This is a genomic window from Virgibacillus ihumii (assembly GCF_902726655.1).
GTDB lineage: Bacteria > Bacillota > Bacilli > Bacillales > Amphibacillaceae > Lentibacillus > Lentibacillus ihumii.
In genome coordinates, this window is sequence record NZ_CACVAN010000001.1 from 2347405 (window position 1) to 2370748 (window position 23344).

General features: G+C 44.9%; 27 protein-coding genes. All 27 read right to left on the reverse strand.

Annotation, left to right across the window (positions count from 1 at the left end):
* Nucleotides 1–30 precede the first annotated feature (30 nt).
* The 27 genes from murA to prfA all read right to left on the reverse strand — a co-directional run bounded on the left by murA (nucleotide 31) and on the right by prfA (nucleotide 23263).
* Entirely contained in the window at nucleotides 31–1347 is a 1317-nt protein-coding gene (gene murA, locus HUX68_RS11305) for a UDP-N-acetylglucosamine 1-carboxyvinyltransferase (RefSeq protein WP_174614925.1), read from the reverse strand.
* A 34-nt stretch (nucleotides 1348–1381) separates the two neighbouring features.
* Nucleotides 1382–2101, reverse strand: coding sequence for a YwmB family TATA-box binding protein (locus HUX68_RS11310; RefSeq protein ID WP_174614926.1), 720 nt, complete (start codon nucleotides 2099–2101; stop codon nucleotides 1382–1384).
* A gap of 111 nt (nucleotides 2102–2212) precedes the next feature.
* On the reverse strand, nucleotides 2213–2443 hold the full coding sequence (locus tag HUX68_RS11315; protein WP_174614927.1) for a DUF1146 family protein: 231 nt from the start codon (nucleotides 2441–2443) through the stop codon (nucleotides 2213–2215).
* A gap of 57 nt (nucleotides 2444–2500) precedes the next feature.
* Complete coding sequence (locus tag HUX68_RS11320) at nucleotides 2501–2761, reverse strand: hypothetical protein (RefSeq protein ID WP_174614928.1); 261 nt, start codon at nucleotides 2759–2761, stop codon at nucleotides 2501–2503.
* Nucleotides 2762–2825: 64 nt separating this feature from the next.
* Entirely contained in the window at nucleotides 2826–3221 is a 396-nt protein-coding gene (locus HUX68_RS11325) for a F0F1 ATP synthase subunit epsilon (protein WP_174614929.1), read from the reverse strand.
* 106 nt (nucleotides 3222–3327) lie between these two features.
* Nucleotides 3328–4731: a F0F1 ATP synthase subunit beta gene (gene atpD / locus HUX68_RS11330; protein WP_174614930.1), complete on the reverse strand. Its 1404-nt coding sequence runs from the start codon at nucleotides 4729–4731 to the stop codon at nucleotides 3328–3330.
* 39 nt (nucleotides 4732–4770) lie between these two features.
* On the reverse strand, nucleotides 4771–5631 hold the full coding sequence (gene atpG / locus HUX68_RS11335; RefSeq protein ID WP_174614931.1) for an ATP synthase F1 subunit gamma: 861 nt from the start codon (nucleotides 5629–5631) through the stop codon (nucleotides 4771–4773).
* A gap of 65 nt (nucleotides 5632–5696) precedes the next feature.
* On the reverse strand, nucleotides 5697–7208 hold the full coding sequence (atpA, locus tag HUX68_RS11340) for a F0F1 ATP synthase subunit alpha (protein WP_174614932.1): 1512 nt from the start codon (nucleotides 7206–7208) through the stop codon (nucleotides 5697–5699).
* Between the two features lie 21 nt (nucleotides 7209–7229).
* Entirely contained in the window at nucleotides 7230–7772 is a 543-nt protein-coding gene (locus HUX68_RS11345) for a F0F1 ATP synthase subunit delta (protein WP_174614933.1), read from the reverse strand.
* A complete protein-coding gene (gene atpF / locus HUX68_RS11350) occupies nucleotides 7769–8314 on the reverse strand; it encodes a F0F1 ATP synthase subunit B (protein ID WP_174614934.1) in 546 nt (181 codons plus the stop codon). Before atpF ends, HUX68_RS11345 begins: the two co-directional genes overlap by 4 nt.
* A gap of 77 nt (nucleotides 8315–8391) precedes the next feature.
* Complete coding sequence (gene atpE / locus HUX68_RS11355) at nucleotides 8392–8598, reverse strand: F0F1 ATP synthase subunit C (protein ID WP_174614935.1); 207 nt, start codon at nucleotides 8596–8598, stop codon at nucleotides 8392–8394.
* A gap of 77 nt (nucleotides 8599–8675) precedes the next feature.
* The gene (atpB, locus tag HUX68_RS11360) at nucleotides 8676–9398 is read right to left on the reverse strand and encodes a F0F1 ATP synthase subunit A (protein ID WP_174614936.1); all 723 of its coding nucleotides are present in this window, start codon (nucleotides 9396–9398) and stop codon (nucleotides 8676–8678) included.
* Nucleotides 9399–9416: 18 nt separating this feature from the next.
* Nucleotides 9417–9785 (reverse strand): ATP synthase subunit I, encoded by a 369-nt coding sequence (locus tag HUX68_RS11365; protein WP_174614937.1) that lies wholly within the window; start codon nucleotides 9783–9785, stop codon nucleotides 9417–9419.
* Between the two features lie 507 nt (nucleotides 9786–10292).
* Nucleotides 10293–12500: a S8 family serine peptidase gene (locus HUX68_RS11370; protein ID WP_174614938.1), complete on the reverse strand. Its 2208-nt coding sequence runs from the start codon at nucleotides 12498–12500 to the stop codon at nucleotides 10293–10295.
* 98 nt (nucleotides 12501–12598) lie between these two features.
* A complete protein-coding gene (locus HUX68_RS11375; protein ID WP_174614939.1) occupies nucleotides 12599–12814 on the reverse strand; it encodes a hypothetical protein in 216 nt (71 codons plus the stop codon).
* A 66-nt stretch (nucleotides 12815–12880) separates the two neighbouring features.
* On the reverse strand, nucleotides 12881–13996 hold the full coding sequence (gene wecB, locus HUX68_RS11380) for a non-hydrolyzing UDP-N-acetylglucosamine 2-epimerase (protein WP_174614940.1): 1116 nt from the start codon (nucleotides 13994–13996) through the stop codon (nucleotides 12881–12883).
* A gap of 18 nt (nucleotides 13997–14014) precedes the next feature.
* Nucleotides 14015–14644, reverse strand: coding sequence for a uracil phosphoribosyltransferase (gene upp, locus HUX68_RS11385; RefSeq protein WP_174614941.1), 630 nt, complete (start codon nucleotides 14642–14644; stop codon nucleotides 14015–14017).
* Nucleotides 14645–14894: 250 nt separating this feature from the next.
* The gene (locus tag HUX68_RS11390; protein ID WP_174614942.1) at nucleotides 14895–16130 is read right to left on the reverse strand and encodes a serine hydroxymethyltransferase; all 1236 of its coding nucleotides are present in this window, start codon (nucleotides 16128–16130) and stop codon (nucleotides 14895–14897) included.
* Nucleotides 16131–16170: 40 nt separating this feature from the next.
* Entirely contained in the window at nucleotides 16171–16716 is a 546-nt protein-coding gene (locus HUX68_RS11395) for a TIGR01440 family protein (protein ID WP_246206767.1), read from the reverse strand.
* A 134-nt stretch (nucleotides 16717–16850) separates the two neighbouring features.
* The gene (gene rpiB, locus HUX68_RS11400; RefSeq protein ID WP_174614944.1) at nucleotides 16851–17288 is read right to left on the reverse strand and encodes a ribose 5-phosphate isomerase B; all 438 of its coding nucleotides are present in this window, start codon (nucleotides 17286–17288) and stop codon (nucleotides 16851–16853) included.
* A gap of 230 nt (nucleotides 17289–17518) precedes the next feature.
* Entirely contained in the window at nucleotides 17519–18121 is a 603-nt protein-coding gene (locus tag HUX68_RS11405; RefSeq protein WP_174614945.1) for a low molecular weight protein arginine phosphatase, read from the reverse strand.
* Between the two features lie 168 nt (nucleotides 18122–18289).
* The gene (locus HUX68_RS11410; RefSeq protein WP_174614946.1) at nucleotides 18290–18841 is read right to left on the reverse strand and encodes a manganese efflux pump MntP; all 552 of its coding nucleotides are present in this window, start codon (nucleotides 18839–18841) and stop codon (nucleotides 18290–18292) included.
* 98 nt (nucleotides 18842–18939) lie between these two features.
* Nucleotides 18940–19956, reverse strand: a complete 1017-nt coding sequence (locus HUX68_RS11415; protein WP_174614947.1) for an L-threonylcarbamoyladenylate synthase — start codon at nucleotides 19954–19956, stop codon at nucleotides 18940–18942.
* 201 nt (nucleotides 19957–20157) lie between these two features.
* Nucleotides 20158–20559 carry a GNAT family N-acetyltransferase gene (locus tag HUX68_RS11420; RefSeq protein ID WP_174614948.1) on the reverse strand — a complete coding sequence of 134 codons (402 nt, stop codon included), beginning with the start codon at nucleotides 20557–20559 and terminating at the stop codon, nucleotides 20158–20160.
* Between the two features lie 59 nt (nucleotides 20560–20618).
* On the reverse strand, nucleotides 20619–21230 hold the full coding sequence (spoIIR, locus tag HUX68_RS11425; RefSeq protein WP_174614949.1) for a stage II sporulation protein R: 612 nt from the start codon (nucleotides 21228–21230) through the stop codon (nucleotides 20619–20621).
* A gap of 106 nt (nucleotides 21231–21336) precedes the next feature.
* Nucleotides 21337–22191 (reverse strand): peptide chain release factor N(5)-glutamine methyltransferase, encoded by an 855-nt coding sequence (gene prmC, locus HUX68_RS11430; protein ID WP_174614950.1) that lies wholly within the window; start codon nucleotides 22189–22191, stop codon nucleotides 21337–21339.
* A gap of 1 nt (nucleotide 22192) precedes the next feature.
* On the reverse strand, nucleotides 22193–23263 hold the full coding sequence (gene prfA, locus HUX68_RS11435; protein ID WP_174614951.1) for a peptide chain release factor 1: 1071 nt from the start codon (nucleotides 23261–23263) through the stop codon (nucleotides 22193–22195).
* Nucleotides 23264–23344: the final 81 nt, after the last annotated feature.

A 23344-nucleotide genomic window follows, 5' to 3' on the forward strand; every position in this document is an offset into this window, starting at 1 on the left:
GCTTTTTCATATATGATATAAATTCGATTTTCAGTTCAATTCAGCATATAGACCATCATTCTGAATATCAATTTTGACTGGCTCCCCTTCATCATTTACGCGTTCAATATCGGCACCGAGAGAAGCAAGCTTGCCCGCGAAATCAACATATCCTCGATCAAGATGCTTTAATTCCGTTACCCGGGTAAATCCGTCTGCACGCAGACCAGCTAAAATGAGTGCTGCCGCTGCACGCAAATCCGTTGCGGCCACTTCGGCACCTTGTAATTCACAAGGCCCTTCAATAATGACACCGCGGCCCTCAATTTTCATCTTCGCGTTCATGCGCCGAAACTCCTCGACATGCATAAACCGGTTTTCAAATACTGTCTCCGTAATCACGCTTGTGCCATATGCACAAAGCATCAGTGCCATCATCTGTGACTGCATATCAGTCGGAAAACCAGGATGCGGCAATGTCTTAATATCAGTTGGTTTCAAAATATCCGGTCCCAGAACCCGAATGCCACTGCCTTCCTCCAGTATGGTTACGTCCATTTCTTGAAGTTTTGAAATAACGGAGCGCAAATGCTCACTCACAGCATTTTCAATTAAAATATTTCCACCAGTAATAGCGGCAGCGACCATAAATGTACCTGCTTCCACACGGTCGGGAATAATTGCATGTTCTGTGCCGTGAAGTTCCTCGACGCCTTCGATTCGAATCGTCTCAGTACCTGCACCAACAACCTTGCCGCCCATTTTATTAATAAAGTTCGCCAGGTCGACTATCTCAGGTTCTTTTGCACAGTTTTCGATAATTGTTTTTCCATCCGCAAGTGCGGCAGCCATCATGATATTTTCCGTTGCCCCGACACTCGGCATATCCAGGTAAACTTTCGCACCCTTCAGGCGTCCCTCAGACTCCACCTCAACGAAGCCATTTCCGACATGCACGTGTGCGCCCATTGCTTCGAAACCTTTTAAGTGCAGATCAATTGGGCGTGATCCGATTGCACATCCGCCAGGCATTGCCACGTTCGCATGTCCATAGCGGGCCAGCAACGGTCCCAGAACAAGCACAGAAGCCCGCATTTTCCTTACATATTCAAATGGCGCCTCCGTTTTTAATGGTTGGGAGGCATCAACAGACACTGTATTATTTTCAAAATGTACATTCGCATTCATATTACGCAATACTTCATTGATGGTAAACACATCGGCCAGGACCGGAACATCATTAATAACACTGTTTCCTTTACTGGCTAAGATGCTGGCAGTGATAACAGGTAAAACTGCATTTTTAGCACCTTCCACCTTTACATTACCATTAAGTTGATTCCCACCTCTTACGATGATTTTCTCCATATTTTAATTCTCCTTATGTTACATTTTCACTATATTAATATTCATTAATCAGGATAGGTGTGCCAATTGTAAGTTCCGTATCCCCGTTTTCACCTTTGTTCACCGCCATTTGAAAGTTCAACGGCCGATCTCCCAGATCAATCTTTTGATTCCATAGTGGTGTATACCCGTAAATGATTTTTTTAACCATGGAATTTTCAACTGTATCTTCTTGTTTTTTTACGTGTTTTAAATTCAATGTTTGCCTTATTTTACTAAAAACATAAACACTATTCATTTTATCATTAAATGATGTTTGAACACAAGCAAATTTTGTCGAATTTCCACTAAATAAATTGTCCTCTATCCGGTTGATTCGGCTGACGTACTTTTTACGTACAGACTTGTTCCAGACATCACCCTTGATGACTGCAATAAACTGTGCGTCAAACGTCCTGTCTTTCGGAATAATGACATTATAAGATTCGGAAATACCGTGCTTTTTTTGCACGTGTCTAACTGAATATTTTATAGTGTTCGCATCTTCTTCTCCAGAGACTAAATAACTATTTTTTTCCCGGAACCTGTCCAATATTTCCTCAGCATCTATGTAACTGACCGTTTCTTTCAGTGTTACCTGCCATTCACTAACTTTCAGGTTGCTGTCAACTACCAACCCGGCCAGGTCTGTCATCGGATCAGACTGTACGGTGACCGCAACAGCATTATTGGCCGCCATTAACAAAATTAAAGTTATGAGTACTATTTTCTTCATAATTAAAATCCCCCCGTTTTCATACAATCAGTATGAACGGGAGGGTTGTTAACCATACTACATTAATCTGGCAATCTATCGACAATTTTTGTGGAGTTTACCCGATGGCCATCAGAAAAGAAAGACCAGATCGCTGGACCATTGCAGAAAGCTGAGGAAGAAGTTACTGACCGAAGTACCAACGGCAATTGCGATAAACAGCAACATGATTTTTCCTTCCATCGCCCGGCCTTTTCTGATCAGAGGATCAAAATTTATCGTCTGCATTACCCTCCACGTAATAAAGATAAAAACTAAATGTGATATCATACTAAATAGTGCCATCTGTCCAATCGAAAACATTTCCTTCACTCTTTCTCAGAAAGTAATTTATCATTGCTACATGTTACTCTGCCATTTCTATGGGCTATTGTCAATCACGACCGGTTTAGTAGAATATTTCACGCCACCCTTTTCTATCATTTCCCGGGAAATAACGACAAAATATTCTGAGGATCGGCACCCGTCCATTTTTACCTGTGCGGTTGATGTTTCGCTCGTACGGTTGATGTTTTCCTTGTACGGTTGATGTTTCGCTCGTACGGTTGATGTTTTCCTTGTACGGTTGATGTTTCGCTCGTACGGTTGATGTTCCGCCCGTGCGGTTGATGTTTCGCTCATACGGGAAGTCACTCCCAAAAATGAAAAAAATCCCTCATAACAAGCGTTACAAGAGATTTTTTCATTACTGAGCGATATCTAAACGATTTGTTGCTCGTTTGAGTGCTAATTCTGCCCGTTGGAAGTCGATGTTTTCCTGTTTGGCTTGGAGGCGTTTTTCAGCCCGTTCCTTTGCTTCTTTTGCCCGGGAAACATCAATATCTGATGGTTTTTCGGCAGATTGTGCCAGGATGGTCACTTTCTCTGGTCTGACCTCCAAAAATCCACCACTGACAGCAAGTTTTTCGGATCCATTGCTGCGCTTGAGTCGTACAACGCTTATCGTCAATGGAGCGACAGTCGGGATGTGCCCAGGTAGTACACCGAGCTCCCCGCCTTCTGCTCGACAGCTTACCATTTCGAAATCATCTTCCAATACTGGCCCATCAGGAGTAACAACACTCACAGTTAGTGTTTTCAATGTAACCCCTCCTCAGACAGGTAGAATGCTGGATAAAATTCACAGATCGATACAAACATGAGTCGAAATTTTACCCAGTTGTCGTCATACCTCTGCGTCTTCGTAATTATTCCATATCTTTCGCTTTTTCGACTACATCTTCAATGCGGCCTACCAGACGGAATGCGTCTTCCGGCAGATCATCATGTTTACCGTCCAGAATTTCACGGAAGCCTTTTACCGTTTCGCTTACTGGTACATACGAACCTTTTTGACCAGTAAACTGTTCAGCAACGTGGAAGTTCTGTGACAGGTAGAACTGGATGCGACGTGCACGTGCAACGACGAGTTTGTCTTCATCCCCGAGTTCATCCATACCAAGCATTGCGATAATGTCCTGCAGTTCTTTGTAGCGTTGAAGTGTCTGCTGAACTTCACGTGCCACCTCATAATGCTCTTGCCCGACTACTTCAGGGTCCAGCGCACGAGATGTTGATGCAAGTGGATCCACAGCCGGGTAAATACCTTGCTCGGAAAGTTTACGGTCAAGGTTTGTTGTTGCGTCCAAGTGGGCGAACGTTGTTGCCGGCGCCGGGTCTGTATAGTCATCGGCAGGCACGTAGATAGCCTGGATTGATGTTACGGAACCTTTGTCCGTTGTTGTGATCCGTTCCTGCAACTGTCCCATTTCTGTAGCAAGTGTCGGCTGATAACCAACTGCTGATGGCATACGGCCAAGCAGTGCGGAAACCTCCATACCTGCCTGTGTGAAACGGAAAATGTTATCGATAAATAACAGAACGTCCTGTCCTTCTTCATCACGGAAATATTCTGCCATTGTCAAACCAGTCAGGGCAACCCGCATACGTGCACCAGGCGGTTCGTTCATTTGCCCGAAAACCATGGCAGTTTTCTTGATAACGCCGGAGTCGCTCATTTCATAGTAAAGGTCATTACCTTCACGAGTACGTTCTCCAACACCTGCGAAAACCGAGATACCGCCATGTTCCTGTGCAACGTTGTTGATTAATTCCTGAATCAGAACGGTTTTACCAACACCAGCACCACCAAACAGACCGATTTTACCACCCTTGGTATATGGTGCCAATAAGTCAACAACTTTAATGCCTGTTTCAAGAATTTCTGTATCGGTTGTCAGGTTTTCAAATTCCGGCGGCTGACGATGAATCGGGTCTTTACGTGTACTCGCTGGCAGTGGTTCTTCCAAGTCAATTTTATCACCAAGTACATTAAATACACGACCGAGTGTTTCTTCACCAACCGGGACTGAAATTGCCGCACCTGTATCTTCCACTTCCACACCGCGCTGCAGACCATCAGTTGAGGTCATGGAAATGGTACGGACGGAATTGTCACCAAGATGAAGTGCTACTTCCAATGTAAGGTCAATCTCTTTGTCCCCTTCATTGGATTTGATCGTTAGCGCATTATAAATTTCAGGGAGATTGTCGTCATCGAATCTCACGTCGACAACCGGTCCCATAATTTGTGTAACGTGTCCTTTGCTCATCGATTTCCCTCCTAACTTACTTTCGAACTGGTCACAGAGCTATTCCAGTGCCGCTACACCACCGATGATTTCGGTGATTTCCTGTGTGATTTCTGCCTGGCGTGCACGGTTGTATGACAATGACAGGTCATCGATAATTTCATTCGCGTTATCGGTTGCACTGCGCATTGCAGTCATCCGTGATGCGTGCTCACTAGCCTTTCCATCCAATAATGCTCCGTAAATAAGGCTTTCCGCATATTGCGGCAGGAGAACTTCAAGGATTTGCTCCTGATCCGGTTCATACTCATATTGACTGCCGTATGCGGATTGTGTCTCCACATCGGTTATTGGCAATACTTGTTTCGATGTAACTTCGTGTGAAATTACACTTATATAATGATTGTAACTTAAGATCAGCTTATCAATTTCTTCATCAACGAACATTTGAACAGTTCCCGATGCAATGGCTTTAATATCTGCAAAATCAGGCTGATCGGCAAGTCCGGTTATGCTTTTCGCAACCGGCATGTTCCGTTTTTTGAAAAACTCATACCCAACGCGCCCGATTGCAATAACCGTGTATTCATCTTTTGAACTGTGCTGTTCATTGATTGTTCTATACACTTCACGGAGCACACTATTGTTATAAGATCCGGCCAAACCACGATCGGAAGTGATAACCACATAACCGGTCTTTTTAACGTCACGCTCCTGCAGCATCGGATGTTTTGCGTTCTTGTTGCCGTTCGCAATGCTGCCAACCACTTCCTGCATCTTCTCACTGTATGGAACAAATTGTTTCGCATTCATCTCCGCCTTGTTTAATTTTGAGGCAGATACCATTTCCATAGCCTTTGTGATCTGTTTCATTTTCGTTGTCGATTGAATACGTGCTTTTATATCTCGTAATGATGCCAAGCTTTTTCACCGCCCTTTCATAAAAAGGTTGCGTTTCCCATAAATAGTGGTTCGCTCACCACTATTTATTTATCTGAAGGTAAAAATTTCTTTTTAAATGATTCAACTGCATCGTTCATGTCATCAGCTTCAGGAAGTTTTCCTGTTTCGCGGATAGATGCAAGCAGCTCTTTACGATTGTCGTCGAGCCAAATGTGGAATTCCTCTTCAAAGCGTGTGATATCTTCAACAGGAATATCATCAAGAAAACCTTTTGTCAGTGCATAAATAATCATGACCTGTTTTTCAACAGCCAATGGTTTATGCAATCCCTGCTTCAAAATTTCAACTGTACGCTCACCACGGGCAAGTTTCGCCTTGGTTGCTTTATCAAGGTCTGACCCGAACTGTGCGAATGCCTCCAGCTCACGGAATGATGCCAGGTCAAGTCGCAATGTACCGGCAACTTTTTTCATCGCCTTAATTTGTGCAGAACCACCAACACGTGATACGGATAAACCTGCGTTAATCGCCGGGCGTACACCGGAGAAGAATAAATCAGACTGCAGGAAGATCTGTCCATCGGTAATGGAAATTACGTTTGTTGGGATATAGGCACTGATGTCGCCTGCCTGCGTTTCAACAAATGGCAGTGCAGTCAGTGAACCGCCACCTTTTGCGTCACTCAGTTTTGCCGCACGTTCCAATAGACGTGAGTGCAGGTAGAATACATCCCCTGGGAATGCTTCACGGCCTGGAGGACGACGCAACAGTAATGAAAGTTCACGGTAAGCTGTCGCCTGTTTTGATAAATCATCATATACAACAAGCACATGCTTGCCATCGTGCATAAATTCTTCACCCATGGATACACCGGCATATGGTGCAAGGTAAAGCATTGGTGCAGGGTCTGATGCACCTGCAGATACTACGATTGTGTTATCCAATGCGCCATAACGGCGGAATGTTTCAACCGTGCTTCTTACCGTTGATTCCTTTTGACCAATCGCAACATAAATACAAATCATGTCCTGATCTTTCTGATTCAAAATGGTATCAACTGCTACTGTTGTTTTACCTGTTTGACGGTCACCGATAATCAATTCACGCTGACCACGGCCAATTGGTACGAGTGCGTCAATTGCCTTAATACCTGTTTGTAATGGCTCATCAACTGATTTACGATCCATTACACCAGGTGCAGGTGATTCAATCGGACGTGTTTTGGATGTTTCCGCAGGTCCTTTTCCATCGATAGGCTGACCAAGCGAGTTAACAACACGACCAAGCAGCTCCTCACCAACAGGTACTTGCATGATTCTTCCTGTACGACGAACTTCATCGCCTTCTTTAATTTCTGTAAACGGCCCGAGGATGACAATCCCGACGTTTGATTCTTCAAGGTTTTGTGCCAAGCCCATGACACCATTGGAAAACTCGACAAGCTCACCGGCCATCGCGTTATCAAGACCATGAGCACGTGCAATACCGTCACCGACTTCAATAACTGTGCCGACATCGCTTACTTCAATTTCCGAGTCATAATTCTCGATTTGCTGTTTAATCAAACTACTGATCTCTTCAGCTTTGATGCTCATACCATTTCACCCCTATCTTCTTTAGTTTGCAATGCCTATATTTCGCTCGAGACGTTGTAATTTACCGCTGATTGTACCATCATAGATCGAATTCCCGACCCGTACCTTAACACCACCGAGGACGGATGGATCCACAACGCTTTCCAGCTTGACCGTTTGCTTGTTCAACCGCTTCGCAAACGTTTTTTCAAGTTGTTCTTTTTCAGCCTCTGACAATTCACGAGCCGAGTATACAGTTGCTTCCGCGATTCCTTTTGCATCGTTCACCAGTTTTGCGTAGTGATTTATAATAGAAGGAATAATCTCAGTACGATGGCGTTCAACCAAAATTTTCAGTGTGTTTTTTACATTGGCTGAAAAGTCGTTAAACACTTCATCTAGAAATTGTTTTTTCCTGGTATTACTGACACGAGGATGCTCAAGAAATGCATTTAATTCTTTGTTACTCCGGAAAATTTCATCCAGCACTTCAAATTCTTCCATCAGCTGTTCTGTTTTCCCTTGTTCGTTGGCAATGGCGAAAAGAGCGTCTGCGTAACGATTAGCTACTACTTCTCCACTCATCGCTCTTCTCCTACCTCTTTAATATAGTCATTAATCAGTTCTTCCTGATCCTGTGCACTAATTTCTTTTTCAATAACCTTGCTGGCAATCAGAACAGATAATGAAGAAACTTTATCCTGCAATGCCTGGATTGCTTTTTCTTTTTCATTTTGGATTTCTTCCTGTGCAGCCTGCTTGATTCGCTCAGCCTCTGTTTTTGCGGACTGAACAATCTCCTGCTCCTGCTTCACACCGGTACGTTTTGCATCCTCAATGATTTGCTGCGCATCCTGCTTTGTCTGTTTCAGTTGAGCTGTAGCTTCTTCCTGTGCTTTTTCAGCTTCTTTGCGGCTGTTTTCAGCTGATTCTATCTCGTTGGCCACATATTCCTCACGCTTCTGCATAATCCCCATCAAGGGCCCCCACGCATATTTACGCAGCAACAACAACAGAATTATAAAGGTAGCAAGCTGAACAAGCATATCTCCAACATGGAGTCCGCCGATTCCGGCATATATTGTAGAAAATCCAGTGAATGTCGGCACAGTATTCACTCCTTCCATCTAACATTTCAGCATTCTATATTTCGTGTGCAACATAAAATGGCGAAGAGGCTCTCTCCGCCTATTCTGTTCGTTTACTACATAACCATAAATGCGATAACTACTGCGATGATCGGCATAACCTCAACCAAACCTACACCAATGAACATGGTTGTTTGAAGCTGACCTTTCAGTTCTGGCTGACGAGCGATCCCTTCAACTGTACGACTTGCAATAAGACCGTTACCAATACCGCCACCAACTGCGGCTAATCCAACTGCGATTGCTGCTGCTAAAACTCCCATTTGAAAATCCTCCTCAAAAATGTTTGTAATTTTTTATCCTGAATGAACAGGTTTATTACCAATTCTTAGAAAAAATCCTAGTGATCATCACTGAACTTTTGTGATAAGTATACTAATGTCAACAATGTGAAAATAAATGCCTGGATTGCACCGATAAAGATACTGAATCCTTGCCATGCCAACATCGGAATGATACCACCGATGAATCCGACAGCTCCGGAAGCCATCAATCCTGCAAGTAATCCAAGCAATACCTCACCTGCATAAATGTTACCGAACAACCGAAGACCGAGTGTCAATGAGTTGGCAAACTCCTCAATAATCTTAATCGGTAAAAATAGAGGAAACGGTTTGAGGAATCCTTTAAAGTATTCCTTGCCGCCCTTGGCTTTGACACCATAGTAGTTTGATAAAATAATTACCATACCGGATAATGTCAACGTAACTCCTGCATCGGATGTCGGTGATTTCCACCATAATTCATTACCGAATGTTGCCAACGTAACGACACCCATCAGGTTACTGACGAAAATGTATAAGATCAGTGTCAGTGCCATTGGCAGAAAAATCCTGCCTGTGCTCCATTCCATTGTGTCATTGACCATGCCTTTCACGAAGTCAATAATCCACTCCATAACATTCTGGACCCCGGTCGGTTTCATTTGCAGGCTTCTGGATGCCAGCAAACAAATGAAGAATACAATGACGGACGCAATGATAATCATCAGAACGTTGGACAAATTAAAATCAAGCCAGGATATCCCCAGAACATCCTCAACTAATGGTGCTTCATGATCCACTTTCTCACCCCTCTCTCATTACTTTTTAAATTCAGACACAAAAAAATCTGCAATAATGACAATATAGGATGTCATCAGTCCAACTACTACTGCTATAATGTGGAAATGTTCTTCAAAACGAAGTGCTATCAATACTGCGAGTGCGACTGACGCGAGCCTCCCCACTGTACCAACGCCTTTTACTTTCTTATTCTTGGCTACTGCTTCTCCTACATCATCAATCTTTTTTTGCAAAAGCCATAAATTGTAAAAGCTGGCTGTGCTTCCTAACAGGAGTCCGAGGAAAATTCGCGGATAAGGAGTAAAGCCGGCCCCCAGCACCAATACTGCAAGAAGGTAAAACATCCATTTTCGCTGACGGGTTATCATAAGATCATAGTTTGACATGATTCGACTCTTCTCCTGATAATGTTGTGCAATTATTCAGCCTGGCTATCAGGCCTGGACTGAAATTCTGCCATCCACATTAGAAAAACCTGGTTCGCCCGCAACTTCAGGGCAAAAAACCCAGGATCGGTTCCTCATAAATTTTAAGAAGCAATGTGAGGTAAATCACTGCAGATGTGGAATATATTTTTTATACTAAAGTAAGATTTTTCTGCTAAAAAACACTATTATTTCAGTTTATACTGAAAACCTTACCATTCCACACTAAGTTAGTGTACATTAGCCACAGTCCGATGTCAATCACAATGCAGCATCAAAAATCGGATGTCAGCTGCCAGTTTTAGACAGCTGAAATTCGACTTATTTCGACTCCTTTTTTCGAGCCGTGACATACACAGCTTAACCGCATTCCGTTTAACATTCTTTTACACTATTCATTATAAATGATTAAGCTTGTCAAAAACATGACGATTCTGTGAACTGGCATTTTTGTTCAGAAACCGAACGTTAAGGCTTTTTCACAATCGTCACTTCAGTCTGGTGACTTTCGATTTGTCCGTTTTTCAACTGTACGGTAATGACGGCCTGATATGTTCCCGGCTTGCCCAGTTCTGACTTTTTCAGCTGTCCTTTGACCATTCCCGGATCGACATCCTCCATCCGCAAAAACGTCCGGTCAAAGATAAGTGTTTCCGGATTGTACAGATTCACTTCAATGCTGTCAGCCGGCTCTGTTACGTACATCTGGTAAACATATTTTTCATCGGAAAACGGCTTCAGGGAAAAACTGAATCCCATCGTTTTTGGATAATCGGCAGTCTGATTGATGAACAAATATGGAAGTTCGTATGTTTCTTCATCCTGCATCAGTGTCAGCCAGCCTTGGTGAATTCCTTCATCCAAAAGATTGCTGTTCACACTGAGTTCCACCGGCACCTTTTTCGTTTCGCCCGCCGGAATGGTGAAGGAAAGCGGCAGGTGCCACATGATGCCTCGCTTCATTTCAGGGGTTTTAAATGTGTACGTTTGGTCATGGCTGCTGGTATTTTCGATTTTTAAATTGATCGTTTTTTTCTCTTTGTAGGAATCAATTTTTCCATACGACAGCAGTGGATTATACAGAATGGATGTCGTATTAATGGCTGCTTTTGGATCGATTTCACCCATACCCTGAACAATCGGTCTGATTGGCGTGCCATCTTTCCCGCTGATGGTATGTGCAGTTGTCTTCAAAGCCCCGCTTATTTGTTTGGTTGACCAGTCAGGATGTGCTTCCTTTATGAGCGCAATCGCACCGGCGACATGCGGTGCGGCCATACTTGTCCCCTGCAGCTGCATATAGCCGTCTGGAACCGTGCTTAAAATATTGGTGCCCGGCGCACTGACATCCGGTTTGAGATCCCAGTTGACCGTTACCGGACCACGCGAACTGAACGCGGCAATATCCAATTTGGTAGTTGCATAATTTGTTTCCATATACAAAGAATTATTTTTTGCATGCTGAAGCAGCCATTCACCTTCAGCTTTGGTAATGGATGCGACCGGAATTTGGATAGGATTGCCGGTGTTTTCAATGGAACCGCGAAATCCCCCCTTTGTATTATTGTAAATCAGCACGGCAATCGCACCGGCCTCTTCAGCCTGTTTTGCCAGTTCAAAAAAAGGTACTTTCCCGCGCTGGATCAGGGCTATTTTTCCCTGAACATTATTTCCCGGAAACGGTGCAATCCGGTGATCGGTGGTAAAATTCCATGGTGGTGAACCTGCCATTAAGGCCAGTGGGATTTTTTTATCAAGCAAACTCTCCTGCAGGTATGGAACTTTTTGAGGATGGGCCGCTGCTCCGACTGAAATGGCGTTTGCGGCAGTTGCCGGTGAACCGACTGTCCATTTTTCCGGACCACTGTTGCCGTTCGCAATAACGACTGTCACTCCTTTTTCAACCGCCCGGTTAACCGCAACGCTTGTCGGAAAATCCGGGCCGTTGACTGTATTTCCGAGCGAAAGATTGATGACATCAGCCCCGTCCTGGACTGCCTGTTCAAGCGCGGCAATCACCTGCACCGATGTACCGCGGCCGCCTGGGCCCAGTGCACGATATGCATAGATATCCGCATCGGGAGCAACACCGGTCAGTTCGCCATCAGCTGCAATAATTCCAGCCACATGTGTCCCGTGCATCGTTGGGATTCCCTGCGCTTTAAGGGTTTCCATCGGATCATCATCCAAGTCCACCAGGTCAAAACCACCTTTATAATTTTCAGCAAGGTCCGGGTGGTTATACGCGATACCAGTATCTATCACGGCAACCTGCACCCCGTCACCGGAATATTTTGTATTGTTGATTGCTGCCGGGATAACAGCGTCTTTTTTGATTGGTTCAGCCAGCTTGACTGCTGATGAACGGTCCACATTTGTTTCATATATCGCTGTCGGATGAATTGTTTTAATAAAATCAAGCGAACCCATGCGCTCAAACCGTCTGGGTGATGCCTTCAGCGCGATTCCGTTAAACAGCTTGTCATACACCGCGATAATTTCGACATATGGATAATGGTTGATGATGTATTGTTTGTGCTCGTGCGGATCACCCTCCACCTCGATGATGATCGATGCTTTATTGTTGTTCATTTTGTTGGTATGGTTTATTTCCGCACCTGCGATTGAAGGAAGCAGTGTGACTGCGGTCAGAAGCAGAATCATTATGTAGCGCATGCATCATGTCCCCTTTTTATGGATAGGTTTTGTAAAAAAAGGAAAATCATGCATCGACGGGGTGCGAATTTTTGAGGGTTGAGACATGAAGTGTTGACTTATGATCTTGTGCGGTTGATGTTTTTCCTGTGCGGTTGATGTTTTGCTCGTGCGGTTGATGTTCCGCTCGTACGGTTGATGTTCCGCTCGTGCGGTTGATGTTTCGCTCGTGCGGTTGATGTTTCGCCCGTGCGGTTGATGTTTCGCCCGTGCGGTTGATGTTTCGCCCGTGCGGTTGATGTTCCACCCGTGCGGTTGATGTTTTCTATATCCATGGATCACCGCTCGACCATCATCAGCACAAAAGAGACCCAGCCCTCAGACTGGGTCTCCGTATCTTCCTACTTATTAAAATACTCCACAATTGCGTCGGCGATTTTTTCCGATGCTCGTCCATCACCATACGGATTGGACGCTTCAGCCATTTTTTCATGAGCATCGTGATCCGACAACAATTCATGTGCCATCTCAAAAATAGTATCTTCATCGGTGCCGGCTAGTTTCAATGTACCTGCATCAATGCCTTCAGGACGTTCGGTCGTATCACGCAATACGAGAACAGGAACACCAAGGGATGGCGCTTCTTCCTGAACACCGCCGGAATCGGTCAAAATCAGATGCGACCTGGCTGCGAAGTTATGAAAATCCACTACTCCTAGCGGTTCAATCAGCTGAATGCGCTCATCGTTACCGAGAATTTCATTCGCTGTTTCCTGGACAACCGGATTCAGATGGACCGGATAAATCACCTGAATATCATCATGTGTTTCGACAAGCCGCTTAATCGCGCGAAACATCTGCCGCATGTTATTGCCAAGGTTTTCCCGGCGGTGAGCAGTCATGAGCACGAGCCGCTTGCCATTCAAGCCATCGATTATCGGACTTGAGTACGCTTCATCCACTGTTGTTTTCAAAGCATCAATCGCCGTGTTTCCAGTCACAAAAATACGATCAGCCCTCTTATTTTCAGCAAGCAGATTTTGCCTTGATTTTTCCGTTGGGGCAAAATGAAAGTCAGCCATCACGCCAGTCAACTGCCGGTTCATTTCTTCCGGGTAAGGGGAATATTTATTCCATGTGCGGAGCCCTGCTTCCACATGCCCGACCGCAATCTGATTATAGTAACCGGCGAGCGATGCCGCAAATGTTGTCGTTGTATCGCCATGAACAAGCACGATGTCAGGCTCCGTTTTTTTCATAACCTCATCAAGCCCTTCCAATGCGCGGGTTGTTATCTGCGCAAGGGACTGCTTTTCCCGCATAATATTCAAATCAAAGTCCGGCGTAATCCCGAAAATATCAAGTACCTGATCAAGCATTTCGCGATGCTGCGCGGTAACAGCCACAATCGGCTCAAACATGTCCGGTCGTTTTTTCAGTTCAAGAACGACCGGAGCCATTTTTATTGCTTCCGGTCTCGTCCCGAACGTCGTCATCACTTTAATCGGTCCAGCCATTGTCAGTTCACTCCACTATTATTTGGTGCCGAACAGGCGGTCACCGGCATCGCCAAGCCCTGGAACAATGTATCCATGCTCGTCCAGTTTTTCATCCAGTGCACCAAGATAGATATCAACATCAGGATGATCTTCTTTGATCACTTCAACGCCTTCCGGGGCCGCAACCAGACACATCAGACGAATTTGCTTTGCCCCGCGCTTTTTTAAGGAGTGAATGGTTTCATTCGCTGATCCGCCTGTCGCAAGCATTGGATCAATGACAATCAGTTCGCGCTCCTCAATATCTTTCGGCAGTTTAATGTAGTATTCCACCGGCTTCAGTGTCTCGGGATCGCGGTACAACCCGACATGTCCGACACGTGCGGCCGGGATCAGATTCAGCATACCGTCAACCATGCCAAGTCCGGCACGGAGAATCGGGATCAGTCCGATTTTTTTGCCGGCAAGCACTTTCGTCTGTGCTTCCATGACAGGTGTTTGAACCGTATTTTCCTGAAGCGGGAGATTACGTGTTATTTCAAACGCCATCAACATCGCAACCTCGTCCACAAGCTCGCGGAATTCCTTCGTTCCCGTATTTTTATCTCGTATGTACGTCAGCTTATGTTGAATTAATGGATGATCCAGTACGTGCACTTTACCCATTTTCTGATCACTCCTTTGAAATTTGTTGCATCTTTAAAATTGTACTGAAAAAAAGATGTGCTTTCAAGTCAGATTTTATGCTGCACCTGAAACGAAATCCTGATGGAAGTGCTGTTTTCGCTGATAGGACACCTAAAGTTCCTGATAGGAGTCCAATTGTTTCTGATAGAAAGCAGTGAAAACTGTCCAAAACCAACCTGTGTTGCAGCAAACAAAAGGATGCCCCCGTTCAAGGGAACATCCTAATCTATTAAGCATATAATGGAGACTTGTCGGTCAGCGCTTTGACGCGGTTTGCTGCTTCACGCAATGCAGCTTCATCTTCATGATTTTTCAGCGTATGGGCAATGATCGAGGCGATCTCTTTCATTTCTGCCTCGCGGAAGCCGCGTGACGTCACGGCTGCAGTACCGATACGGAGTCCGCTTGTGACAAACGGGCTTTCCTGATCAAACGGAATCGTATTTTTGTTTGCGGTAATACCAATATCATCCAACACTTTTTCGGCAACTTTACCGGTCAAATTAAGTGTTGTTACATCAACAAGCAACAAATGGTTATCCGTTCCGCCTGATACAACCCGCACACCTTCAGCGACCAATGCTTCGGCAAGCGTACTGGCATTAACGACAATTTGTTTGCTGTATGCTTTAAAATCATCGGACAACGCCTCTTTAAATGATACCGCCTTTGCTGCGATAACGTGCATTAACGGGCCGCCCTGCATACGAGGGAAAACAGCCTTGTCAATTTTTTTCGCGAATTCCTCTTTGCAAAGAATCATGCCGCCGCGTGGGCCGCGCAATGTTTTGTGTGTTGTCGTTGTGACAAAATGTGCATGTGGCACAGGATTCGCATGCAGGCCTGCTGCGACAAGTCCGGCGATATGTGCCATGTCGACCATCAGGTATGCATCGACTGCATCGGCAATTTCGCGGAACTTGGCAAAATCAAGTTCACGTGAGTAGGCACTTGCACCTGCAACAATCAATTTTGGCTTCACTTCTTTTGCTTTTTCCAAAACAGCATCATAATCCAGTTTTTCAGACTCTTTATCAACACCATAATCCACAAAATTATACAATTTCCCGCTGAAGTTTACCGGACTGCCATGGGTAAGGTGTCCGCCATGATCCAGACTCATTCCGAGTACCGTGTCACCTGGCTCAAGCGCCGTGAAGTAGACGGCCATGTTCGCCTGTGCACCGGAATGCGGCTGTACGTTGGCATGGTCTGCACCGAACAGTTCTTTGGCGCGATCGCGTGCGAGGTTCTCCACGACGTCAACATGTTCACACCCGCCATAGTAGCGTTTGCCGGGATAGCCTTCCGCATATTTGTTCGTCAGCACCGAACCCATTGCCTCCATGACTGCTTCAGAGACAAAGTTTTCGGAAGCGATTAATTCAATCTTTTCCTGCTGACGCTTTCTTTCATCCTGCATTGCATTGTACAGTTCCTGATCTGCTTGTTTTAGATGTTCCAAAGTGATTCCCCCTCGTAAAAATTTTTAGTGTATACATTGCTTAATTCATAGGTTCATAGACTGCACGCTTACCGCCAATCAGTTTTGGTCTGGTGCGTGCTGCATTGACTCGTGCCTCGCCGATTGCCCGCTTGTTAAAACGGAGCGGGACAGCAACTTTTTTCAAGTGCATGCCGATCATCGTTTCACCAATATCGATGCCATTGTCAGCCTTAATTGTTTCGACGACAACCGGCTGTTCCATGTGATGGTATGCATAAGATGCCATTGATCCACCCGCACCAGGCATTGGAACCGCCGAGACTTGCTCGAGATGATGCTGTTGCATCGTTTTCTTTTCAACAACGAGTGAACGGTTTAAATGTTCACAGCATTGAAAAGCCAGTTCCACATCTGTTTGCTGCTGCATGTCCCTTAGTGCATCAAAAATCACCGCTGCAGCTTCATCACTCCAGGATGTGCCGATGTTGCTGCCAACAACTTCACTTGTCGAGCAACCGATTACAAATAAATCACCTTTTTTCAAATGACCGCTGTTTTGAAACTCTGTCAAAACAGCTTCGGTATCCTCTTTAACCTGCTGAATAAAATCGTTCATGTTGATCGCCTGCCTTTAAACTGGCAGCAATTCGCCACTTCAAATTACATTGGCAGCTGCCGGAACTGTCCGTTCGCTTACCTGACTGTCAGTGGGAAAACCCTGACGTTGGGTTCACGTTATTAACCTTCATAAGCAGTGACTTTTCCGATACGGTTGGCATGCCGTCCACCGTCAAAGTCTGTTTCCAGCCATGTTCTGGCAATTTCTGCTGCAAGACCCGGTCCAATGACACGTTCACCCATTGCCAGAACGTTGGAGTCATTGTGCTGACGGGTCAATTTGGCACTGTACACGTCATGGGTCAATGCACAACGGATGCCTTTTACTTTATTGGCGGAAATGGACATGCCGATTCCTGTGCCGCAAATGAAAATCCCCCGGTCAAATTCACCTTTGGCCACGCGTTCAGCAGCAGGCAGTGCATAGTCCGGATAATCAACAGATGTCTCACATGTACAGCCGGTATCTTCATAGTCGATATTCATTTCCTCGAGCAGATTTCGTACTTCTTCACGCAATTTCGCGCCTGCATGGTCTGAGGTTAAAATGACTTTCATGATTCGAACGCTCCTCTCGATGTAGTTTCCAATCTATCTCCATTATGCATCAGTTTTGCTTAAATTTTAAGTATTTCTGTCTATGTCCCATATTGTTCGCATGAGTTTGGCGGTAGTTCGCACGTTTGACCCGATGTTCGCACGAGTTTAGCGGTAGTTCGCACGTTTGACCCGGAGTTCGCACGAGTTTTTGCACGAAACTTGCTGTACGGCACTCGCCAATTGAAGATTCACTTTATTTTCTTTGCAAGCAGCCCGACATATTTCTCCAACTCTTCAAGTGTTTTCTGATACGTTTCCAGACTGCCGCCAAACGGATCGGAAATATCATAATTAATAATATTCGCTTCCAGATAACGGATGTTATTTATGTCAGCTTCCAGCTCTTCAGCCAGCTTTTTTTCCAGCTTCGGATTGCTGATCTGATGCTGGTTCTCCTGAATGATTTTGGATCGTTTCTCTTCCAAATCTGCATATGCTTTGGTCAGTTCATTCCATATTTTCTTATCAGATTCAGAAACATATTCCTTTAATGTAAAATATTTCTCCTGGAAGTCAGGGTGCTGCATAATCAGCGATTGCTTGTGCTGTGTGGTCATCGTAATCACAAGATCTGCCCAGTCCAGTAAAATGTCGGTAACAGGCTGTGACCTGGAATCAATCGGGATATTTTTATGTTCCAGCGCCTTGATTGCTTTCGAATTCGGGCGCTGATCATCGACAGCAAAAATCCCCGCCGATTGCACATTGACATCCGGTATTATATGACGAATCAACGCCTCGGCCATCGGGCTTCGGCACGTATTTCCGGTACAAACGAATAAAATGTTCATTTGGGATCCCCCATTTTATAACTTCCATAACACAAACTATACCATAGAAAATTTTACGTGTCAGAAAAAATAGTCAAGAAATTGACAAAAGTGCAGTTGGCAGTTTAACACAGGGTTAAATTGCAATAAAAAAGATTTCCCGCTCAGCTGCAGAAAATCCTTTCGTCATTAAAAAAGCATGTTCAAACCGAATCCGCACAAAATACTGCCGCCTAAAATTTCACTGTAGACGCCGAGCAGTCCATGTACTTTTCGTCCCAGAATCATACCGGCCCATGTCAGAATCATACTGGCGGTCCCGAACAACAATAGTGCAATCACCGCTTTCACCTGAGACATACCCAGGCTGAGCCCAACTGAAAAGCTGTCCAGGCTGACAGTTAATGCGAAAATAAAGAGCCCGGCTCCAACCGGCTGGACAAATTTCCTGGTTTCATGGTTAAACGCTGAAAAAACAGTTTGTGCACCGATTCCCACAAGCAGCAAACCGCCTGCAAGTACCGCATACTGACCAATTTGCTGTGAAATAACTTGTCCCAGCATTATTCCAATAAATGGCATAATCATATGAAACAGACCAATAACCATACCAATTAAAGCAATGCGCTTCAGGCGGATTTCCCGCATCCCCAGTCCAAGACTGACCGAAAAAGCATCCATCCCAAGCGCAATGGCCATGAATATGAGGGAAGCCAACTCCCCTATCTGATATGCCGACATTCACATTCCTCCCCCGGACATCCATACTAATACACTTTATGCATGTCCAAAGGTGAATATGATTCGCGGTCGATGGGTTCAGCTGACCCGGGTCCCGGCTACTCTGGAATATAATCCGAAGCGGCTTTTTCCAAGCGATTCATAACTGCCTGGCCAATATTTTCAGTTGGAAACGTTTCGCAAAGAATCAAATCCGTATCCCCGTTTTTAAATTCACGCAATGCATCATATAAATTGGCGGCGATTTCCCGCAGATCGCTTCCCAGCGATATAATCCGGTCCGCTTGCAGGTTTTCTGCTGTTCTATTGCATGCCATGACACCGACGCGTTTATGTTCATTTTGTGCCCTGTTGATAACTGCCTGAATTTTTTCAGGGGATCCTTCCACAAGCCACATCGGAACTTCCGGCGCATAGTGGGTATATTTCATGCCGGGTGCTTTCGGTCTGTCAGCTGATCCGGCAAGTGCCGGATCAACCATGACGGTGCCAGTGATCTGCTCAATTTGTTCTTTAGTAATGCCGCCCGGTCTTAAAACGACAGGAATTTCCTGTGTACAATCCACAACTGTCGATTCCACACCCACTCCGGTCGGTCCGCCGTCCACAAGGCCGTCAATTTTTCCATGCAAATCCGCCCATACATGGTCTGCACTGGTCGGGCTTGGCTTTCCGGAGATATTGGCACTTGGAGCGGCGACCGGGATTCCGCACGTTTTCAATAATTCATGCGCAACCGGATGATCTGGAATTCGGACACCGATTGTGGATAACCCGGCCGTTACATTTTTTGCACAGGTTCCGTTTGACGGCAGAATCATCGTCAGCGGCCCTGGTGTAAAAGCATCTATTAAGGTTTCCGCAAGCGGCGGCAAGCTGGTTACCAATTTACGCAATTGTTCTTTTGTGGCCACATGGGCAATCAGCGGGTTGTCCTCAGGCCGGCCTTTTGCCTGAAAAATTCCAGATACCGCCTGTTGGCTGGTCGCATCCGCTCCGAGACCATAGACCGTTTCAGTCGGAAATGCCACCGTTTTTCCCTGTTTTAACAAGGCAGCAGCTTCCATAATTGCATTGCTGTCTGTCTTCATATTCCATCGTTTTGTTTCACGCATGCTCGTACCTCGCTAACTCTGATTATCTTATCGTGTAAATTTATTCTAGTCCAAGGGCTTTTTTTTAGCAAAATAAATAGTCTATGGACGATTATCCACAGACTATCCACAAAACACCTATTGATATAATTGCTATGTTCATAACTATCGATTGTTATACACAGATTCCACACATATTATCCACAGATTTTTGTGTATAAATTATGAAACGTTATATGTCCACCAATTTCCCTTTTCAATCGGGTACTTATCCACCCATTCACTCCCAGCCTGTGGATGGAATTGCAAAGCTTCCAATAAGATATCCACCATTGGTTGATGGCTGTGGACATATACTTTCTGCGCCTGCTTTTCTTTTGCCAGGGTTAAAATAGCCTCCAGCAGCACAGGCAGCTTGGCCGCAGCGTCTTTCGTAATATAAAGCTGTTTTAACCAATAGATTCCGTCCTCCACAGCATCCAATACAAAACACCCTTCAATTTGCCCATCCACGTCGACGGCATACCCTTTATCCACAAGAATGTCCCCGTCCACATTTTCATTTTTATTCAAAAATCGTTCCAAATCTTTTTTCGGTGCCTTATTTGCTGGTACAAGTTTCATCCTCATCACCTCTTAAGATAATATTGTATTTCTATCATCTTATGCGGAAACTTCCAAACCTATAACCAATCAAACCACTCAAACAGAAAAAACTTTACCTCAACAGGCTCTTCCTCTTCTTCCAACTCTTTCTTCTCTTTCTCCGAAGCCGGTGACGCCTCGGCTACACTCGTTCCATTTGAAAAATCCAGGAAACAGAGCGGCGGAAACAATACACACCACCAATTGGCGCCTTTTCCTTCACCAAGTGTAATCAGCACCGCTTCATATTTGCCGGCCGGATACATATAATTTCCGTAAAGTTTGGCGGGAAATGATATATTTTTACCGTATTTTACATCATACCCGGACTGCTTATTTTCTTTTTTAAGTACGTCACCGACAATTTGCTTAACTTCAGGAATCCGTGCTTCAATCATCCTTCTTGCCTCATCAATATCCGTAATATCCTTGACCCATTTGGAAATGACATCGCTGACCTCGTCCCGGACCATTCTTTTAAGCGCCTGATCGGCCGGGCTGTCACTGTTAGCAAGAATTCTGAGCCGAATTGCTTCGTCCGGAATAACCTTCACATCCAATTTTGAACTGTTATCTTCACTTAAACTTTTGATTGGCATGGAAAATAGAATAATAAAAATAATAATAGCGCCAAAAACAAATTTCTTCACCGTCAAAAACCCCTCTCCAACCGATTTATCAAACAGTATGGACAGGGGTTAATAGATTTAAACTATGAATCTCGTATATTTTAGCAGATACAGCTGTACTGCCTGTTTACCAGGTTCCTTTCAGAATCCGGTCTTTCTGGTTGATATCTTTAATGATTTCAGACGTGCTGTCAGGCAAGGTACTGGTTAACAGCTTGCTGACGGGGGCGCCTTGCTCATGGCCGATTTCGAAAAAAACCTGACCATGTGTTTCCGTTACATACGGCAAATCGGCAATGATTTTTTTATAAGCTCCCAGACCATTCTCTTCGGCAAACAAAGCAAGCTCCGGATCAAAGTTTTTCACCGTATCAGCGAGTCCAGCTTTTTCGGCCACGGAAATGTACGGTGGATTTGAAACAATGATATCAGCATGGATGTTTTTTTCCATAACAGGTTTGAGAAAATCACCGTGAAGAAAATGAACATCAGCCCCAAGTGTTGCTGCATTTTTTCTTGCCATTTCCAGCGCCGGTTCAGATATATCTGTTGCATAAACAGTGGCTTGGTTCAGTTCCAACGCAAGTGTAATGGCGATAATTCCGCTCCCAGTGCCAACATCGACAATCGTGAGCGGTTTGTTGGCGGGGGTCGACCGAATCACCTGCTGAACAAGCTCCTCCGTTTCCGGCCTTGGGATGAGCGTATGCCGATTTACCTGAAATTTTCTTCCGTAAAATTCTTCGCTTCCAGTAATGTGCTGGATCGGCATACCGGTTTTCGCATGTTTTTCTACTGCCTGTTGAAACTGTTCTTCAACTTCCCGTGGAACCGGTTCCTGCATATCCATGAAAAATGCCGACCTGGAAACACCGCGATAATGCTGCAACAGCAGTTCCGCCACCTTTGGCTCACGATGATGTTTTTCTAAAAAAAGAGAAGCCCGGCGCAGGACTTCATGTTGCTTCGATTCATTTATCATGCTATTCACCAATTTGTTCGAGTTTTTTCGTTTGTTCCTCGATTAACAACGCTTCAACGAATTCCTCGACTTTTCCTTCCATAATCTGATCGAGCTTATGAATGGTCAGGTTAATGCGATGATCTGTCACCCTGTTTTGCGGAAAATTATACGTACGAATCCGCTCAGACCGGTCACCTGTTCCGACCGCGGATTTACGATTCTCATCATATTCCGCCTGTGCCTCCTGCTGGAATTTATCATAGACGCGTGCACGCAGCACTTTCATCGCTTTTTCCTTATTTTTAATCTGTGACTTTTCATCCTGACAGGACACAACAATGCCGGTTGGTTCATGTATAAGACGGACAGCAGACATGGTCGTGTTAACACTTTGGCCGCCAGGACCGCTTGATGCGAACGTATCCACGCGAATATCATTTTCATGAATATCGACTTCCACTTCTTCCGCTTCCGGCAAAACCGCGACAGTCGCAGTCGATGTATGGATCCGCCCGCCGGATTCCGTCTCCGGAACGCGTTGCACACGATGCGCACCATTCTCAAACTTCAGCTCGGAATACGCACCATTCCCATTAACCATGAAAATAATCTCTTTGTAACCGCCTACACCTGTGGAACTCGCTTCGATAACTTCGGTTTTCCAACCTTTGTTCTCAGCAAATTTGGAATACATCCGGTAAAGGTCGCCAGCAAACAATGCAGCCTCATCACCACCGGCAGCCCCGCGTATTTCCATGATAACGTTTTTGTCATCATTCGGGTCCTTAGGAAGCAAGAGAACCTTCAACTTCTCCTCCAGTTCTTCCTGCTGTTTACTGAGGTCGGAAATTTCTTCTTTCGTCATCTCATACATCTCATTATCCAAATCATCATCAAGCATTTCCCGGGCATCTTTCAATTGCTGCCTCACATCTTCGTACTCACGATACGCCTGAACAACATCTTCCAGATCAGACTGTTCCTTGGAATATTCACGCAATTTATTCATATCACTGATTACATCCGGGTCACTAAGCAGTTCATTCAATTTATTGTATCGATCTTCCAATGATTGCAAACGTTCTAACAAAACCGTCACCTCTTTTTCGATTAACAGTCTAATTATAGTATACTCGGGGGAAGTGGTCAAAGTTATACGTGAAGAAATAAG

Bases quoted from the DNA above. Each gene is read 5' to 3' on its own strand.
- HUX68_RS11370 (WP_174614938.1), bottom strand. From the start codon at position 12,500: ATGCGCTACATAATGATTCTGCTTCTGACCGCAGTCACACTGCTTCCT.
- upp (WP_174614941.1), bottom strand. From the start codon at position 14,644: ATGGGTAAAGTGCACGTACTGGATCATCCATTAATTCAACATAAGCTG.
- HUX68_RS11410 (WP_174614946.1), bottom strand. From the start codon at position 18,841: ATGTCGGCATATCAGATAGGGGAGTTGGCTTCCCTCATATTCATGGCC.
- wecB (WP_174614940.1), bottom strand. From the start codon at position 13,996: ATGGCTGGACCGATTAAAGTGATGACGACGTTCGGGACGAGACCGGAA.
- HUX68_RS11315 (WP_174614927.1), bottom strand. From the start codon at position 2,443: ATGTTTTCGATTGGACAGATGGCACTATTTAGTATGATATCACATTTA.
- atpD (WP_174614930.1), bottom strand. From the start codon at position 4,731: ATGAGCAAAGGACACGTTACACAAATTATGGGACCGGTTGTCGACGTG.
- atpF (WP_174614934.1), bottom strand. From the start codon at position 8,314: ATGGAAGGAGTGAATACTGTGCCGACATTCACTGGATTTTCTACAATA.
- HUX68_RS11420 (WP_174614948.1), bottom strand. From the start codon at position 20,559: ATGAAACTTGTACCAGCAAATAAGGCACCGAAAAAAGATTTGGAACGA.
- atpA (WP_174614932.1), bottom strand. From the start codon at position 7,208: ATGAGCATCAAAGCTGAAGAGATCAGTAGTTTGATTAAACAGCAAATC.
- rpiB (WP_174614944.1), bottom strand. From the start codon at position 17,288: ATGAAAGTCATTTTAACCTCAGACCATGCAGGCGCGAAATTGCGTGAA.
- HUX68_RS11365 (WP_174614937.1), bottom strand. From the start codon at position 9,785: ATGTCAAACTATGATCTTATGATAACCCGTCAGCGAAAATGGATGTTT.
- HUX68_RS11310 (WP_174614926.1), bottom strand. From the start codon at position 2,101: ATGAAGAAAATAGTACTCATAACTTTAATTTTGTTAATGGCGGCCAAT.
- HUX68_RS11320 (WP_174614928.1), bottom strand. From the start codon at position 2,761: ATGAGCGAAACATCAACCGCACGGGCGGAACATCAACCGTACGAGCGA.
- HUX68_RS11415 (WP_174614947.1), bottom strand. From the start codon at position 19,956: ATGCGTGAAACAAAACGATGGAATATGAAGACAGACAGCAATGCAATT.
- HUX68_RS11375 (WP_174614939.1), bottom strand. From the start codon at position 12,814: ATGGATATAGAAAACATCAACCGCACGGGTGGAACATCAACCGCACGG.
- HUX68_RS11405 (WP_174614945.1), bottom strand. From the start codon at position 18,121: ATGAACATTTTATTCGTTTGTACCGGAAATACGTGCCGAAGCCCGATG.
- murA (WP_174614925.1), bottom strand. From the start codon at position 1,347: ATGGAGAAAATCATCGTAAGAGGTGGGAATCAACTTAATGGTAATGTA.
- prmC (WP_174614950.1), bottom strand. From the start codon at position 22,191: ATGATAAATGAATCGAAGCAACATGAAGTCCTGCGCCGGGCTTCTCTT.
- atpE (WP_174614935.1), bottom strand. From the start codon at position 8,598: ATGGGAGTTTTAGCAGCAGCAATCGCAGTTGGATTAGCCGCAGTTGGT.
- HUX68_RS11345 (WP_174614933.1), bottom strand. From the start codon at position 7,772: ATGAGTGGAGAAGTAGTAGCTAATCGTTACGCAGACGCTCTTTTCGCC.